Source organism: Frankia sp. CcWB3 (assembly GCF_977927595.1).
In genome coordinates, this window is the sequence record NZ_CDWRCK010000085.1 from 1 (window position 1) to 15,331 (window position 15,331).

Consider the following 15,331-nt stretch of genomic DNA (forward strand, 5'->3'; position numbering starts at 1 on the left):
GTCCGGAACCCGGTCCAGGTCCGGAACCGGATCTAGGCCCACCGGATCCGGGCCCGGAGCGGACCCGGTGCTCTCCCCCGGTGGCGAACCCGTCATGGGGAGAACGGCGGCCGGGTCGCGCCGTCGTCATCCGGCGTCGTCCCGCCAGCCGGGTCCGTACCGCGCGGTGTCCTTCCGCCGACGGAGATGATCTCCTCGGCCGATCCGCGTGCCGCCGGCACCCTGACGTGCGGTCCGCCGCTCGGGCCGGTCGTGGCGCTCGGGCCGGTCGTGGCGCCGTCGGGCAGCGGGTCCCGCGCCGAGCTCGGCTCGTCGCCACCGTCGACTATCCCGAGACGCTCCGTGGTGGCGGGAACCGGCGTCGCGGCCGGAGCAGGAGAAGCCGGAGCCGGTGGCGGCAGCGCCGGTGACGGAGGCGAGATGACCGGCCAGGCGGGCCGGACTCCGGAATCGGGCGCCGGGATCTCCAGGGTTCGGGGCGAGGAGGTCCTGGCGTGCCGGCCGCGTGGCGCGTAACCGTCGCGCGGGCCGTAGTCGTAGGCGTCGGGTCCCTTGACCGGCACCATGTTCAGCACGGTGCCGATCATCCGGGCGTCGACCGCCCGCAGCGCCTCGACGGCCCGCCGGAGGTGCTCGCGGCGGGTCCGACCGGCCCGCATCACCAGCAGAACCCCCTCGACCCGGGTGGCGAGCACGGCCGCGTCGGTCACCGGTAGCAGGGGCGGGGCGTCGACCAGGATGATGTCGAAGCGGGCGGACAGCAGGTTGATGAGTTCGGCCATGCCCTTGGAGCCGAGCAGCTCGCTGGGATTCGGCGGGATGGGGCCGCTGGCGAGGACCTCTACGCGCCCCTCCCCGACCCGGCCCTCCCCCCAGGGCTGCAGGACGTCGTCGAGGTCCGCGGCGCCGATGAGGACCGAGGTGAGCCCGGCGGCGGACTCGACCCCGAGGTACTCGCCGAACGACGGCCGTCGCAGGTCCCCCTCGATCAGGCAGACCCGCGCACCGCCCTGCGCCAGGGTGATCGCGAGGTTGCAGGCCACGGTGGTCTTGCCCTCACCGGAGACCGCACTGCTCACCAGGATCGATCGAGGTCCGGTGTCCACCTCGATGAACTGCAGGTTGGTCCGCAGCTGGCGGAACGCCTCCGCCCGGGCCGAGCGGGGCCCGGTGTTGACAATGAGGGGATGCCGGGCGGCGGCACCGTCGTAGCCGATGACGGCGAGGTTGGGCAGCTCGGTCGTCTCACGGGCGTCGTCCTCACTGGACACGCTCGTGTCGAGGCGGTACCGGACGACCGCGGCGGCGATGCCGACGATCAGCCCGAGCAGCACTCCGAGCGCGAGGTCGCGGATCGGCTGGGGCGAGACGGGCGAGACGGGCAGCTTCGCGTGTTCCCAGACAGTCACCCGCACGGAGGGCGGTTCGTCGACCGACGGCGTCTCGATCTCCGCAATGGTGGTGGAGAACGCCTCACCGACAGCATCTGCGATGATCATGGCTCGTCTCGGGTCGGGATCGCGCACGACGGCCTGGAGCAGCACGGTGTCCGGGACGGCGTGCGCGCTGATCTGGGCCCGCAGGGCCTCCGGAGTCGCGTGCAGGTGCAGGCGTGCGATCACGGCCGTCGCCACCCGCTCGCTGGCCACCAGGTTGGCGTAGGACTTGACGCGTTGCTGGGAGAACAGGCCTCCCTGGTAGGCCGAGACGGCTCCGGCACCGTTGTCCGACGAGGAGACGACCATCGTCACCGAGGCGGCGTACTCTTTCGTCGTTCGCCAGGTCGCCGTAGCGGCCAGCAGCCCGCCGAGGACCATGCCGGCAATCATGATCATCCAGCTTCGGCGCAGAACACGGACGTAGTCGCGCAGCTCCACCCGTCGACCACCCTCCCGGGACCTCGGTCCCGACCACTCACCGTCATCGAAGACCGACTCAACATACTCGATGGGTAGTCGTTCTTTTACTCTTAGCCATGCTTACTCTATGGCCTCATGTGGAGATGTAGAGTAGACAGAGTGAGTCATGGTCGGTGGACAGCACACATCGCACGGCGCGCCTCCCGGCTCAACCTCCGCCAGCGGGTTGGCCTGCAGATCACTCTGGACAGCGCGGCGCTGGTCCTGGGCCTCATCTCGGCCCAGATCGGCCGCTTGGACTTCACTCTCGGCGCGCTGAGCGATCTCGGCTTCTGGGTCATCTGCACGCTCGCCGTCTGCGTGCTCCACTTCCTGGGCACCGCCCTGCACCTCTACCTGGGGCGCTACCGCTTCGGCGGCTTCGAGGAGGTCCTCGGCCTGCTCGTGTCGGTCCTGCTCACGGTCGTCAGCGTGGTCGTCGTCATCGCCGTGTTCGGCTCCCCAAGACCCGTCCCGCTGAGCGTGCCGCCGCTGGGCGGCGCGGTGGCCCTGGTCGTGATGTTCGGCATCCGCTACCTCTGGCGGCTGACCGAGGAACACCTCCGCCGGCCGAACAGGGACCACGCCGAACCGCTCCTCGTGTTCGGCGCCGGTGACGGGGCCGAACGGGTACTGGCGGCCATGCTGCGCACCCGGGACAGTCCCTACTACCCGGTCGCGCTGCTCGACGACGACCCGAGCACGCACAACCTCCAGCTGCTCGGGGTCCGGGTACGTGGTGGCCGGGAGCGGATCGGCGCCGTCGCCGAGTCGACCGGGGCCAGGACCCTGCTCGTGGCGATCCCCAGCGCCGACGGCACACTGCTGCGGGAGATCAGCGCAATCGCCGAGGGCGCCGGGCTGACCGTGAAGGTGCTTCCCCGCGTCGCGGACCTGATCGACGGGCGGGTCGGCGTCGGGGACATCCGCGACCTCGACCTCGCCGACCTCCTCGGCCGGCGGCAGATCCGCACCGACATGTCCGCCGCCGCGAGCTACCTCGCGGGCCGACGGGTGCTCGTGACGGGGGCGGGCGGATCGATCGGCTCGGAGCTGTGCCGGCAGATCTCCGGCTACGGGCCGGCCGAACTGATCATGCTGGACCGGGACGAGTCGGCACTGCGCGCGGTGCAGCTGTCGATCTCCGGCCGGGCGATGCTCGACGACGACGCCATCGTGCTGGGCGACATCCGCGACATCGACCTGATGACCACGCTGTTCACGGAGCGCCGGCCCGAGGTCGTCTTCCACGCCGCCGCGCTCAAACACCTCCCGTTGCTCGAACGCTTCCCCGGCGAGTCGGTGAAGACCAACGTCTGGGGCACCCTGACGATCCTGGAGACGGCCGTGGCCTGCGGCGTCGACCGGCTGGTCAACATCTCCACGGACAAGGCGGCGAACCCGACGAGCGCCCTCGGCTACTCGAAGCGGATCACCGAGCGGCTCACCGCGTGCCTCGCCCGCCGGGCCCGCGGAACGCTGGTCAGCGTCCGGTTCGGCAACGTCCTGGGCAGCAACGGCTCCGTCCTGACCGTCTTCGCCGGCCAGCTGGCCGCCGGCGGGCCGATCACCGTCACCCACCCCGAGGTCACCCGGTACTTCATGACCATCCACGAGGCGGTGCAGCTGGTCCTGCAGGCTGGGGCGCTGGGATCACCCGGCGAGGCCCTCGTGCTCGACATGGGCGAGCCGGTGCGCATCGCGGACGTGGCCGCCCGGCTCGTGGCTCGGGAGAACCGGCCGATCGAGATCGTCTACACCGGGCTCGGCCGCGGCGAGAAGCTCCATGAGGAGCTCCTCGGCGCAGGCGAGGACGACCATCGACCGCACCACCCGCTGATCTCGCACGTGGGCGTGCCCGCCCTGGACCCGACCCATGCCCTCGCCCTCGATCCCTGGGCCCCGCCGGAAGAGGTGCTGGCCGAACTCGCGGCCCTCGCCGGCACGGACGCCGCGGCGGACGAGGTCCCGGCCGGCGCGGACGTGACCGGGCGGATTCCCATCCAGCCCACGGCGTCCAACCGTCGACCGCACCCGGCCCGGTAACCCGTTCGGGAAGGTCAAAAAGTCGTGAATGCCGACGATGGCAAGCGGATCGTTACAGCGATCCACATCACGGCGTGCCGTCACGGCGTGCCGTCACGGCCGCCTCGCACGGGGGCCGCACTCGCCGGTGCACGGGCCCCAGCCGTCACGGGAGGACGGCTGGGGCCGGTGCCCGGTCCGCCCCCAGCCGGTCGGCCTACCAGGCCACGGTTGCCGTCAACGCGGTGGTGAGATCCGCCCCGGGCGCGTCCGGGAACAGCGAACGCATCGTCGTCGTGTCCGCCTGGGAGTCCCGGATCTCCCCGGGCCGGGGTGCGGCGTGCTCGACGACCAGCCGCCGGCCGAGGATCCCCTCCAGCCGGACGATCAGGGTGAGCAGGTCGGTACGGGTCCCGGACCCGATGTCGACCGGGTGTGGATGGGTCAGCCGGCGGCGCACCGCATCGCACAGCATCCCGGTGACCAGCTCGACAGGGATGAAATCGCGCGTCTGCCGGCCGTCCCCGTGCACCGTCAGCGGCCGGCCGGCCGGCCAACGCAGCCTCGATAAAGGTCGGCACCACGGCCGCGTACGTGTGCCCGGCGGACTGGTACGGGCCGAACACGTCGAACGGTCTGACCGTGAGCACCGGCAGACCGAAACTGGCCTGGTAGGACAGCGCATATCCCTCGGCGGCGAGCTTCGAGGCCGCGAAGGGACTGCGCGGAAGGCACGGGGTGCCCGCCGACCGCGGCAGCGGGCCCGCGCCATCGGCGGCCGACCGGTCATCGGCCGCCGGTTGAACACCGGCCGCCGGCTGAGCACCAGCGGCCGATTGATCACCATAGACCGATGAGGAGGACACGACGACGACGTGCGTCTCGGCCCGGTGGGCGACGCCGAGCACCGTCAGGGTGCCGGTCGCGTTCACCGCGTGGGTGGCCATCGGGTCGAGCAACGACCGTTCGACCGACGGCCGGGCAGCCAGGTGCACGATGCTCGACGCTCCGGTGCACGCCTGTTCGACCAGCGTCCGGTCGGTCACGCTGCCGACGACGAGCTCGGCCGGCAGCCCGGCGAGCTTCGACAGCGCCCCGGTGCTCAGATCGTCGATCACGACGACCTCCGCGCCCGCCGCGAGGAGCGCTCTGGTCAGGTGGGCCCCGATGAAGCCGGCCCCACCCGTCACGACTACCTTCACCATTCATCACCCTTCGAGATAATGATGATACGAATAGTAGTATGATCGGTCGCCTGCGCCGGCTATCTCTTCACGAAGAGCGACACCACGCCATCCAGAAGGTCCAATCGACTACTCTGAGTGTCAGATTGAACTCGTCTAGATCGGGGGCTACGGTCGCCGCGTGCCCGCTCACCTGCGCTCGCTGGTCATCGTGGGCGCGGGAGGGCACGGCCGGGAACTGCTCGATCTGGTGGAGGCGGTCAACGCGGCCACCGAGGGTCCCCGCTACGACGTCCTCGGCTTCGTCGATGACGACCGCGTGGACCCGGATCCACTCGCCCGGCGCGGAGCCGCGCTCCTCGGTGGACTCGACCTGCTCGATCGGCTCGACGCCGACTACCTGATCGGCTTCGCCGACGCGGCCACCCGGTCCCGCGTCGACCGGTACGCCAGCGCCCGCGGCCGGCGACCGGCGACCCTCGTCCACCCCCGGGCCAGCGTCGGAGGTGACGTGAAGCTCGGGCCGGGTACCGTCGTCTGTGCTCTCGCCAGCATCACCACCAACGTCGAAACCGGTCGGCACGTAGTGGTGAACATCGGCGCCAGCGTGGCGCACGACTGCCGCCTGGGCGACTATGTCACGGTCGCGCCGGGGGCCCGGCTCTCCGGTGCGGTGGCCGTCGGCGCGCGGGCGTGGATCGGCGCGCAGGCGAGCATCGTCGGCCTGCGCAGCATCGGCGACGGAGCGGTTGTGGGAGCCGGGTCCGTCGTCACCGACGACATCCGGGCCGCGCAGGTCGTCGCCGGGGTGCCCGCCCGGCCGATCCACATCGCACCCGAGCACGCCGCACCCGAGCAGCCGCAACCCGAGTCAGGTGGGGCACACACGACGGCGAGGCTCGCCAGCCCTCCGCCCAGTCAGCGGGACGCCCCACCGTGTGGCTGATCCGCACCCCTGACCCGACTGCGCCCAACGGGCCCGGCGGCACCACCTCGGGCTCTACGATCAGCGTGTGGAGCGATGGTTCAACATGTCGGGTTGCGATAACGCGCGAGATCTGGGTGGGCTGCCTACCCTGGACGGTGCAACCACCCGATGGGGGGTGTTCCTGCGCACCGACTCCGTCCAGGCCCTGACGGGCGATGACGTGCTCACGCTGCGGGAGACATTCGGGCTACGCATGGTCATCGACCTACGGGCCAAGGAGGAGGCGGAGCGGGAGGGCCGCGGGCCGCTCGCCTACGAACCGGTCGCTTACCACAACCTGTCCTTTCTCCCCGGTGAATGGGTGATGCCGGACGACCCGCGCTACCCTGCCATCGTCAAGGACCGCGACTCAGCCGACCGAATCGAGCACTACCTGGACTACCTGCGCCTGGCCGGGGACTCGGTGGCCAGGGCGCTGCACCTGCTGGCCCAGCCGGCGGCGGGCCCGGCCCTGTTCCACTGCGCGGCGGGAAAGGACCGTACCGGCATGCTCGCTGCCCTGCTCCTCAGTCTCGTCGGCGTGCACCCCGAGGCGATCATCGCCGACTACGTCCAGACGAACGAGCGCATCGACCGGGTCAACGCCCGCCTGGCCGACCGACCGTCCTATAACCACTCGGTGACCTCGCTCACCTCGGGCCAGCTGGCCTGCCGGCCCGAGGTCATGCGGGGCTTTCTGGCCGGTGTCGACACCGGTTGAGGCGGTCCCGCGGCCTGGGCTCGGCACACCGGTCTCACCGAGACCGACCTGCGGTCACTGCGCACGGCCCTGGTTGGATAGCTTCGCGTGGACGAAGACCCTCGGGACGTGGCATGACGACGTGGGCAACGGGACACCCCCGATCCCGGAGACGGACAATGTGCGGATGATCAATGGGGCGCCCGCACGTTCTACCCTGGCCGCGTTCATCGTCATCACCCTGATGAGCGGCTGTGGCGTACTGCGGTACCCCCACCTCGACGTGCCCGACGACCTGGTCCCGGTCTTCCGGTCCGCGGCGGCGACCTACGGTGTCCTGACCGCCGCGCAGCTCGCGGCGCAGGCCCGGGTGGAGAGCAAGTTCGACGCGCAGGCGGTCTCGCGCGCCGGCGCCCGGGGCATCATGCAGTTCCTCCCCACCACCTGGGCCGAATTCGGGATCGACGGCAACCACGACGGGATCACCGACCCACTCGACCCGCTCGACGCCATCCCGTCCGCGGCCTTCTACGAGGCCCGGCTCGCCCAGGAGGTCGGGTATCTACCCGGCGACCGGGTCTCGCTGATCCTGGCCGCCTACAACGCCGGCCCGAGCGCCGTGCGAACCGCCGGGGGCATCCCCGACTTCCAGGAGACCAGGGCCTACGTGGCGAAGGTCCACGGCTGGGCGGACACCTACTCCGACCGGCTCTGACGCCCGGTGACCGGCAGAGTCGTGGCGATGGCTCATAGGACCCGGAGTGCCTCGCCGGCCACGGCAACCTCGTCCCCCGGCGCGAGCTGCCGGCCCCGCCGGGTCTCGACCTCCCCGTTGACCCGCACCATCCCGCCCGCGAGCAGCTCCTTCACCTCGGACCCGGCCTCGACCACATCCGCGAGCTTGAGGAACTGCCCCAGCCGTATCCCGTCTCCACGAATGCTCACCTCGCGCATACCCGCAGCATCCCGCATCGCCTCCGCTCCCGCCCCACTCCCGCTCCTGTGGCCTTCCCGCCTCGGCACCATCCCCCGTTCGGTGAATTCCACGCCCGGGACCAGGCCCGACCGACCGGGGTATCCCGAACCACCCGTCGGAGCCACCTGCCGGGACCGGCAATGCGCCGAGACCAGCGACGTGCCGGGACCCGCAATACACAGGGGTGCGGGACGGCTGAGGCATGCTGACGGGCGTGGCAGCCTCCTCCTCGGATTCCTCCTCGGACGCAGCGACCGGGACAGCCCGCCTTGAACCGGGGGCACCCCCCGTCCCCACACCGGCATCCGAGACCGAGCCGAGCCCCGAAACCGAGCCGGTGCCGGAGCAATCCGTCGACTACCCGGAGCCGCGTATCCCTGATCTGGGCAATCCGTGGTCGGCCGGCGGGGCCAGCCCCAGACCCGACGGCGACCAAGCCCGACCCACATCGACCGGGAGCACACCCGGCGGAGAAAGCACCAGCGAGGTGATCCGCCGGGTGGAACGGTCGAGCGGGATGCTCGCCTCCCGGGCGGCGGCCCGGATGGCGGAGGCGCTGCCCTGGTTCCCAGCCATGTCGGCCAGTCACCGCGCCGGAATTCAGCTCGTGGTGCAGGCCGGCATCTCGTCGTTCGTGGAGTGGTGCCGGCGGCCCGAACACGCCCGGGATCTGTCCGAGGACGTCTTCCGGGTCGCCCCGCGGGAACTCGTCCGCGCCGTGACCTTCCGCCGGCTCGTCGATCTGGTCCGGGTCGCGGTGGAGGCGATCGAGGCCGAGGTGCCGAACCTGGCCGGCCCGGAGCACGAGCAACGGCTGCTCGCCGATGTCCTGCGCTACTCCCGTGACATCGCGTTCGCCGGCGCGGTCGTCTACGCCCGCGCCGCCGAGGAACGCGGTGCCTGGGATGCCCGGCTGGAGGCGCTGGTCGTCGACCACGTGGTCCGGGGCGAGGTCGACCGGGCACTGCCGTCACGGGCGGCCGCGGTGGGCTGGCGTAACCCGCCGTCCGTCACCGTCATCGTCGGCACGGCCGGGAGCAACTCGCCGGAGGTGGTGGTCGACGAGGCGCACCGGCTCGCCCGCATGGCCCAACTGGAGGTTCTCGCCGGGGTCCACCATGATCGCCTGGTGATGGTGGTCGGCGGGAATTTCACTGCCGGCAGGGACGGCATCGGCCGTCCCGAGATGACCCTCCAGCCGGAGAACAGCGTCGAACCTCCCCCCACCGCGGGTACCCGCCCGGCCGGCGGCACCGCGCCGGTGAACACCGTCCTCGACGCGGCCCGGGCGCTGCTTCCCGCCTGCGGGCCGGGCCCGGTGGTGATCGGCCCGGTGGTCGGTGACCTGACCGGGGCACCGCACGCGGCGCGGGTCGCCCTCGCCGCCACGGACGTGGTCGCCGCCTGGCCGGCCGCGCCCCGGCCGGTCATGGCCCGCGCCCTGCTCCCGGAACTCGCCCTCGCGGGGAACGTTGACGCCCGGCGGGCGCTCATCGACGAGGTGTACGTCCCGCTGCGCGACGCCGGTACCCCGCTACTGGAGACCGCCGGGGCCTATCTCGACTTCGGCTCGTCGCTGGAGGCGACGGCCCGGGCGCTGTATCTCCACACCAACACGGTCCGTTACCGACTCCGTAAGGCCGCCGAGGTGTGCGGGCTGGATCCGGCGGACCACCGCGAACGCTTCATCCTGCATATTGCGCTCGTTCTGGGACGCCTCGACGGTGTGTTACCTACAGGAAAAACATGATCGTTCAAGTCCTCCCACACCCCTCTCACCCCCGCGCGAGAATGGTCACATCGAACTACTTTGCAGGTCCGTCATGCCATTCCAGGCCGATGTCAGCGTCGCGCAGTAACGTCCGATCCAAACAGATCGGTTTGTAGGACACCTACAACAGCCGGTCGACACATCGGTGAGTAGCCGCCAGCGACAACCAGTCCTCGTGAAGGGTTAGGTGAACAGGTGCTCGCGATCCTCGCGCCCGGCCAGGGTGCACAGACCCCCGGACAGCTCCGCGCCTGGCGCGGTCTCGAGGGGGCGGAGGAACGGCTGCGCTGGTGGTCCGCCGCAGCCGGGATCGACCTGCTCGAAGCCGGGTGCGAAGCGCCCGCCGAGACAATCCGGGATACGGCGATCGCCCAGCCGTTGATCGTCGCGAGCGGGCTGGTCGCGACCGAACAGCTCGGGCTGCCGGTCACCTCCCCGGTCGGATCGGACACCCTGGTGCTGGCCGGTCACAGCGTCGGCGAGATCACCGCTGCGGCCCTCACCGGTACCCTCACCGCCGAGGAGGCCCTCGTCCTGGTGGCCCTGCGGGGACGCGCGATGGCCGAGGCATCCGCCCGGGTCGAGACCGGCATGACGGCGCTGCTCGGCGGTGATCCCGAGGCGGTGACCGCCCGGTTGAGCGAACTCGGCCTGACCGCCGCCAACCGCAACGGTGCCGGGCAGATCGTCGCCGCCGGCACCGCCCGCGACCTCGCCCGGCTCGCCGCGGAGCCGCCCGCGGGTGTCCGGCTGCGTCCCCTGTCCGTCGCCGGCGCTTTTCACACCCGGCACATGTCCTCCGCGCGCGACGCGCTGGCCGCGGTCGCGGGCGGCATCCGGCCCGGGGTGCCGCGGGCCGCCGCGCTGTCCAACGCCGACGGGGCGATCGTCACCGACCCGGCCGAGCTGATCAGCCGGCTGGTGGCCCAGGTCGCGGCGCCGGTCCGGTGGGACCTGTGTCTCGCGACGCTGCGCGATCTCGGGGTCGGTGCGGTCGTCGAACTCCCCCCCGCCGGTGCTCTCGCCGGGCTCGCCCGCCGGGAACTGCCCGGTGTCACGATCCACGCGGTGAAGAGCCCCGACGACCTGCCCGCGGCCCGCGAGCTGGTCGCCGAGTACCTCGGCGACCAGCTCCTGAGCGCGAGCCCGGCGGGCCCGGCCCCCGGAACTCCACCGGGCTCGACGACGGACGACGCCCTGGTGGGAGCGCAGGCATGACCGAGCTGACCAGTGCCCGCATGCTCGGCCTCGGCGTTTACCGCCCGGCCCGGGTGGTGACCAACGACGAGATCGCCCAGCGGGTCGATACCTCCGACGCCTGGATCCAGGCCCGTACCGGCATCGCCAGCCGGCGCATCGCCGACGACGAGGAGACCATCGTCGCGATGGGCGCCGCGGCCGCGGAGAAGGCGCTCGCCGCCGCCGGCCTCACCGCCGACTCGATCGATCTGGTGATCGGGGCGACCTGCACCTCTCCCTCCCAGATCCCGGGTGCCGGTCCGCAGATCGCCCATCGCATCGGGGCCGGCCAGGCCGGGGCGTTCGACATCAACGGCGCCTGCGCCGGTTTCAGCTACGCGGTGTCGACGGCCGCCGGCATGGTGCGCGCCGGCACCCTGCGCAACGTGCTCGTGGTGGCCACCGAAAGGCTGTCGGACTACACCGACTGGGACGATCGCAGCACCTGCATCCTGCTCGCCGACGGTGCCGGAGCAGCCGTGGTCGGCCCGGCGGAGACGAACGAGATCGGCCCCGCGGTCTGGGGGCACGACGGGTCCCGGCCCGAGACAATCCAGGTCCCCGGCTACGGCGACAACGTCTTCCGCATGGAGGGCCAGGCGGTGTTCCGCTGGGCGATCTCCCTGGTCCCGGTCCTCCGCCAGATCTGCGAGCAGGCCGGCGTGGCACCCGAGGACCTCGCGGGTATCGTTCCGCACCAGGCTAACCTGCGGGTCGTCGAAGCGTTGGTGACGGGTATCGGCGCCACGAACGCCGCCGTTGCCCGCGATGTGGTCGACGCCGGCAACACCTCCGCCGCAAGCATTCCGCTGGGACTCAGCCGGTTGCTGGAAAGCGGCGAGATCCGCCGGGGAGACCCGGTGCTGCTGTTCGGCTTCGGTGCCGGCCTGACCTACTGCGGGCAGCTCGTACGCTGCCCCTGACAACCTCGACCAACCCTCGACGCCGCGACCGTCCCGCACCGCACTGCGGCGAGGCGTCCGATGACCACCAGCCCGACCGCGCCCCTGATCCAGGCGCCCGCGCTTCCGCGCTGGTACGCGGCAGCCCCGCGCACCACCCGCCACCGACCGACAACGTCCCATCAGGAGGAACAATCATGTCCCAAGCTGACATCCTCGCCGGTCTCGCCGTCATCCTCGAAGAGGTCGCCGGTGTCGACCCGGCCGACGTGACGGCCGACAAGACCTTCATCGACGACTTGGACGTGGACTCGCTGTCCATGGTCGAGGTGGTCGTCGCCGCGGAGGAGAAGTTCGGGGTGAAGATCCCGGACGACGACGTGAAGACCCTCAAGACCGTCGGTGACGCGGTTTCCTACATTCAGCGGGCAGGTGTCGCGGCGTGACCACGACCCCCAGGCAGGTCGTCGTCACCGGCCTCGGGGCTACCACTCCCCTCGGTGGCGATGTCGCCTCGACGTGGGAGGGTCTGCTCTCGGGCCGCTCCGGCGTCCGGCGTCTCACCGAGGACTGGGTCGAGCAGCTCCCGGTCCAGATCGCCGCGCCGCTGGCGGTGGAGCCGCCGCTGGGTCGGGTCGAGGCTCGTACCCTCGACCGCAGCCAGCAGCTGGCTCTGACCGCCGCGCGTGAGGCGTGGGCTGACGCGGGCTCACCCGCGGTCGACCAGGAGCGCCTCGCCGCGTGTGTGGCCTCGGGGATCGGGGGCGTGCTCACCCTGCTCCACCAGCATGACGTGATCCGGGAGAAGGGCCCCCGGCGGGTGTCCCCGCACCTGGTGCCGATGCTCATGCCGAACGGCCCGGCCAGCACCGTGGGCCTGGCGTTCGGCGCGAAGGCGGGGGTGCACGCCCCAGTCAGCGCGTGCGCCTCCGGGTCGGAGGCCATCGCGCTGGCGCTGGACATCATCCGGGCCGGGCGCGCCGACGTCGTGATCGCCGGCGGTAGCGAGGCGGCGATCTCGGCGCTGACCATGGCCGGCTTCGCGCAGATGCAGGCGCTGTCCCGCCGCAACGACGCACCCGAGGCCGCCTCCCGTCCGTTCGACAAGGCACGGGACGGCTTCGTGCTCGGCGAGGGCGCGGCGATCCTCATCCTCGAGTCGGCCGAGCACGCGGCCGCCCGCGGTGCCCGGGTTCACGGCACCCTGGCCGGCGCCGGCATCAGCTCGGACGCCTACCACATCGCCGCGCCGGAGCCGACCGGTGCCGGCGCGGCCCGGGCGATCCGGGCGGCGCTGCGGTCCGGCTCGTTGGAACCCCGTGACATCGTCCACGTCAACGCCCACGCCACGTCCACCCCCGCCGGTGACGCGGCGGAGGCGCTGGCGTTGCGCAGCGCCTTCGGCGACCACACCGACGAGATCGCGGTGACGTCGACCAAGTCGACCACCGGGCACCTGCTCGGTGCCGCCGGCGCGGTCGAGGCCGTGTTCAGCGTCTTGGCGCTGCGGGAACGCCTGGTTCCCGCGACGCGCAACCTCGATGCTCTCGACGACGAGATCGCGCTCGACGTCGTGCGGATCGACAACCGGACAATCGGCCCGGGCGCCGCGCTGTCGAACTCGTTCGGGTTCGGCGGTCACGACATCTGCCTGGCCTTCACCGCCTGACCAGCCGCACCACCACCCGATGTCACCCGCCGCGGCGCCGGCCACCCCACCACCGCCGCGACACCGCCCGCCGTTCCGGCGAGCGTCATGATCGCCGGACCGAGTGCTCAGCGGAAGCCGGCGCATACCACAGGTGGTCGCGTATCGACCTCCTGCGAAGCAGTCCGACGCCGCTCAGGCAAGGAGACGCACGGTGAGTCTGTCCACGATCGACCGAGTCGACCCCCGCACGCCTCAGGCTCGGCTCGCCCGGTTTTTCGATCCAGACACCCTGTCGCTATTCGCGGTCGGCGACACGTCCGGAGTCGTTGCCGGGCAAGGGCTTATCGACGGGAACGAAATCGTCGCCTTCGCGACCGACCCGACGGTACAGGGTGGCGCAATGGGGCGCGACGGCTGTGCCCGCATCGTTCATGCCATCGAGTCCGCCGTCCGGATGAACTGCCCGGTCGTTGGGATCTGGCACTCGGGAGGCGCCCGGCTTCAGGAGGGTGTCGCCTCGCTTGACGGAGTCGGCCGGATCTTCGCCGCCACGGTGCGGGCCTCCGGCCGGATCCCGCAGCTCTCGCTCGTGCTCGGGGCCGCCGCCGGTGGGGCCGCCTACGGGCCGGCCCTGACCGACATCGTCATCATGGGCCCGGGGGCGAAGGTGTTCGTCACCGGCCCGGACGTGGTGCGTTCGGTGACCGGTGAGGAATGCACCGCCGACAGCCTGGGTGGGCCGGACGTGCACTCCAGGCGCAGCGGCGTCGTGCACGTGACCTGCGACTCCGAGGACGAGGCCGTCGAGCGGACCCGGGCGGTCGCGGTGCTGCTGGCCGATCAGCGCGACATCGGCCCCGCCGCCGGACGCGAGCTCGGGGAACTGCTGCCCGACAATCCCCGGCGGGCCTACGACGTGCGTCCGCTCGTGAAGGCGGTGCTCGACGACGAGGACGAGGCCGTCGAGCTGCACCCGAGGTGGGCGCCGAACATCGTGACGGTGCTGGGGCGCCTCGGCGGGCGTACCGTCGGGGTGGTCGCGAACAACCCGCTGCGCCGTGGTGGATGCCTTGACGCGACCTCGGCTGAGAAGGCCTCCCGGTTCGTCCGGATGTGCGACTCCTTCGGTGTTCCGCTGGTCGTGCTCGTCGACGTGCCCGGTTACCTGCCGGGGGTGGGCCAGGAATGGGAAGGCGTGGTCCGGCGGGGAGCGAAGCTGCTCTACGCCTTCTCCGAATGCACCGTGCCGCGCGTCACCGTCGTGACCCGCAAGGCGTACGGCGGCGCGTACATCGCAATGAACGCCAGCAGCCTGGGCGCGACCGCCGTGTACGCCTGGCCGACCGCCCAGGTCGCCGTCATGGGCGCCGAGGCCGCCGTCGGCATTCTGCACCGCCGCAAGCTCGCCGAGGTCCCGGCCCAGCGCCGCCCCAGCGTCCTGGCGGAGCTGACCGAGGAGCACATCCGCACCGTCGGTGGCATCGACCGCGCCGTGGAACTCGGCGTCGTCGACGCGGTCGTCACCCCCGCCGCCACCCGGGGCGCGGTTGCCTCCGCCCTCGCCGACGCACTGACCCGTTCCCGCACCGACAAGAACGTGCACGGCAACATCCCCCTGTAACATCCGGATCCCCCCGTTAGTACTGGGATTCCGGCAGCACAAGATCCCCGATAACACCGGATCCCCGATAACACAAGATCCCGATAACACAAGATCCCGGTAACCGGGCGGCGACCATGGCAGCCGCCCGCCACGCGCCGGCTGCGACCCGCGGACCTCGGGTCGCAGCCGGCGCTTCGCATAGCGGGCCGCGATGCGGTGAACTCCAACCGACACCCCGCCCGTATCGCCAGGGCCACTCCTGGCTAGCAGAGCCACTCTGTTACTAGGGCATGTTTGGGAAGTATGTCCCGAGGCTGGCCGTGGATCTGATGGTGATTTTCGGATTGCATGATCCGTTGTGTGGTGCGGGGTGACCTGACGAACGAGCAGTGGGCTGTGCTGGAGCCGTTGCTGC

Annotated in this window: 11 protein-coding genes and 2 pseudogenes; 10 read left to right on the plus strand and 3 right to left on the minus strand. The window is 71.4% G+C overall.

Features of this window, described 5'->3' with window-relative positions; translation table 11 throughout:
* Nucleotides 1-92 precede the first annotated feature (92 nt).
* Complete coding sequence (locus ACY5KJ_RS08935) at nucleotides 93-1,877, minus strand: tyrosine-protein kinase domain-containing protein (RefSeq protein ID WP_462186192.1); 1,785 nt, start codon at nucleotides 1,875-1,877, stop codon at nucleotides 93-95.
* 117 nt (nucleotides 1,878-1,994) lie between these two features.
* Between ACY5KJ_RS08935 and ACY5KJ_RS08940 the strand changes: the two genes are divergently transcribed.
* Complete coding sequence (locus ACY5KJ_RS08940; RefSeq protein WP_462203163.1) at nucleotides 1,995-3,944, plus strand: polysaccharide biosynthesis protein; 1,950 nt, start codon at nucleotides 1,995-1,997, stop codon at nucleotides 3,942-3,944.
* Between the two features lie 196 nt (nucleotides 3,945-4,140).
* On the opposite strand, the pseudogene ACY5KJ_RS08945 reads toward ACY5KJ_RS08940, so the two are convergent.
* Nucleotides 4,141-5,128, minus strand: a pseudogene (locus ACY5KJ_RS08945) (NAD-dependent epimerase/dehydratase family protein).
* 160 nt (nucleotides 5,129-5,288) lie between these two features.
* On the opposite strand from ACY5KJ_RS08945, the gene ACY5KJ_RS08950 reads away from it, so the two are divergent.
* The 3 genes and pseudogenes from ACY5KJ_RS08950 (at nucleotide 5,289) to ACY5KJ_RS08960 (ending at nucleotide 7,489) form a co-directional block, all read left to right on the plus strand.
* The gene (locus tag ACY5KJ_RS08950) at nucleotides 5,289-6,053 is read left to right on the plus strand and encodes a NeuD/PglB/VioB family sugar acetyltransferase (RefSeq protein ID WP_462203164.1); all 765 of its coding nucleotides are present in this window, start codon (nucleotides 5,289-5,291) and stop codon (nucleotides 6,051-6,053) included.
* Between the two features lie 67 nt (nucleotides 6,054-6,120).
* A pseudogene (locus ACY5KJ_RS08955) lies at nucleotides 6,121-6,876 on the plus strand (tyrosine-protein phosphatase).
* Between the two features lie 85 nt (nucleotides 6,877-6,961).
* Complete coding sequence (locus tag ACY5KJ_RS08960) at nucleotides 6,962-7,489, plus strand: lytic transglycosylase domain-containing protein (RefSeq protein WP_462186196.1); 528 nt, start codon at nucleotides 6,962-6,964, stop codon at nucleotides 7,487-7,489.
* A gap of 32 nt (nucleotides 7,490-7,521) precedes the next feature.
* On the opposite strand, the gene ACY5KJ_RS08965 is transcribed toward ACY5KJ_RS08960, so the two are convergent.
* The gene (locus tag ACY5KJ_RS08965) at nucleotides 7,522-7,746 is read right to left on the minus strand and encodes an RNA-binding S4 domain-containing protein (RefSeq protein ID WP_011437857.1); all 225 of its coding nucleotides are present in this window, start codon (nucleotides 7,744-7,746) and stop codon (nucleotides 7,522-7,524) included.
* A gap of 206 nt (nucleotides 7,747-7,952) precedes the next feature.
* On the opposite strand from ACY5KJ_RS08965, the gene ACY5KJ_RS08970 reads away from it, so the two are divergent.
* The 6 genes from ACY5KJ_RS08970 to ACY5KJ_RS08995 all read left to right on the plus strand — a co-directional run bounded on the left by ACY5KJ_RS08970 (nucleotide 7,953) and on the right by ACY5KJ_RS08995 (nucleotide 14,934).
* Entirely contained in the window at nucleotides 7,953-9,500 is a 1,548-nt protein-coding gene (locus tag ACY5KJ_RS08970; protein ID WP_462203165.1) for a PucR family transcriptional regulator, read from the plus strand.
* A 216-nt stretch (nucleotides 9,501-9,716) separates the two neighbouring features.
* On the plus strand, nucleotides 9,717-10,739 hold the full coding sequence (locus ACY5KJ_RS08975; protein ID WP_462203166.1) for an ACP S-malonyltransferase: 1,023 nt from the start codon (nucleotides 9,717-9,719) through the stop codon (nucleotides 10,737-10,739).
* Nucleotides 10,736-11,683, plus strand: a complete 948-nt coding sequence (locus tag ACY5KJ_RS08980; RefSeq protein ID WP_462186198.1) for a beta-ketoacyl-ACP synthase 3 — start codon at nucleotides 10,736-10,738, stop codon at nucleotides 11,681-11,683. Before ACY5KJ_RS08975 ends, ACY5KJ_RS08980 begins: the two co-directional genes overlap by 4 nt.
* A 176-nt stretch (nucleotides 11,684-11,859) precedes the next feature.
* Nucleotides 11,860-12,108, plus strand: a complete 249-nt coding sequence (locus ACY5KJ_RS08985) for an acyl carrier protein (protein WP_011437861.1) — start codon at nucleotides 11,860-11,862, stop codon at nucleotides 12,106-12,108.
* Nucleotides 12,105-13,331: a beta-ketoacyl-ACP synthase II gene (fabF, locus tag ACY5KJ_RS08990; RefSeq protein WP_462186200.1), complete on the plus strand. Its 1,227-nt coding sequence runs from the start codon at nucleotides 12,105-12,107 to the stop codon at nucleotides 13,329-13,331. Before ACY5KJ_RS08985 ends, fabF begins: the two co-directional genes overlap by 4 nt.
* A 193-nt stretch (nucleotides 13,332-13,524) precedes the next feature.
* Nucleotides 13,525-14,934 (plus strand): acyl-CoA carboxylase subunit beta, encoded by a 1,410-nt coding sequence (locus ACY5KJ_RS08995; RefSeq protein WP_462186201.1) that lies wholly within the window; start codon nucleotides 13,525-13,527, stop codon nucleotides 14,932-14,934.
* The last annotated feature ends 397 nt before the right edge of the window (nucleotides 14,935-15,331 follow it).

Excerpts from the sequence above, each read along its gene's own strand:
- ACY5KJ_RS08940 (WP_462203163.1), top strand. The coding sequence starts at position 1,995 with ATGTGGAGATGTAGAGTAGACAGAGTGAGTCATGGTCGGTGGACAGCA.
- ACY5KJ_RS08960 (WP_462186196.1), top strand. The coding sequence starts at position 6,962 with ATGATCAATGGGGCGCCCGCACGTTCTACCCTGGCCGCGTTCATCGTC.
- ACY5KJ_RS08965 (WP_011437857.1), bottom strand. The coding sequence starts at position 7,746 with ATGCGGGATGCTGCGGGTATGCGCGAGGTGAGCATTCGTGGAGACGGG.
- ACY5KJ_RS08970 (WP_462203165.1), top strand. The coding sequence starts at position 7,953 with ATGCTGACGGGCGTGGCAGCCTCCTCCTCGGATTCCTCCTCGGACGCA.
- ACY5KJ_RS08980 (WP_462186198.1), top strand. The coding sequence starts at position 10,736 with ATGACCGAGCTGACCAGTGCCCGCATGCTCGGCCTCGGCGTTTACCGC.
- ACY5KJ_RS08985 (WP_011437861.1), top strand. The coding sequence starts at position 11,860 with ATGTCCCAAGCTGACATCCTCGCCGGTCTCGCCGTCATCCTCGAAGAG.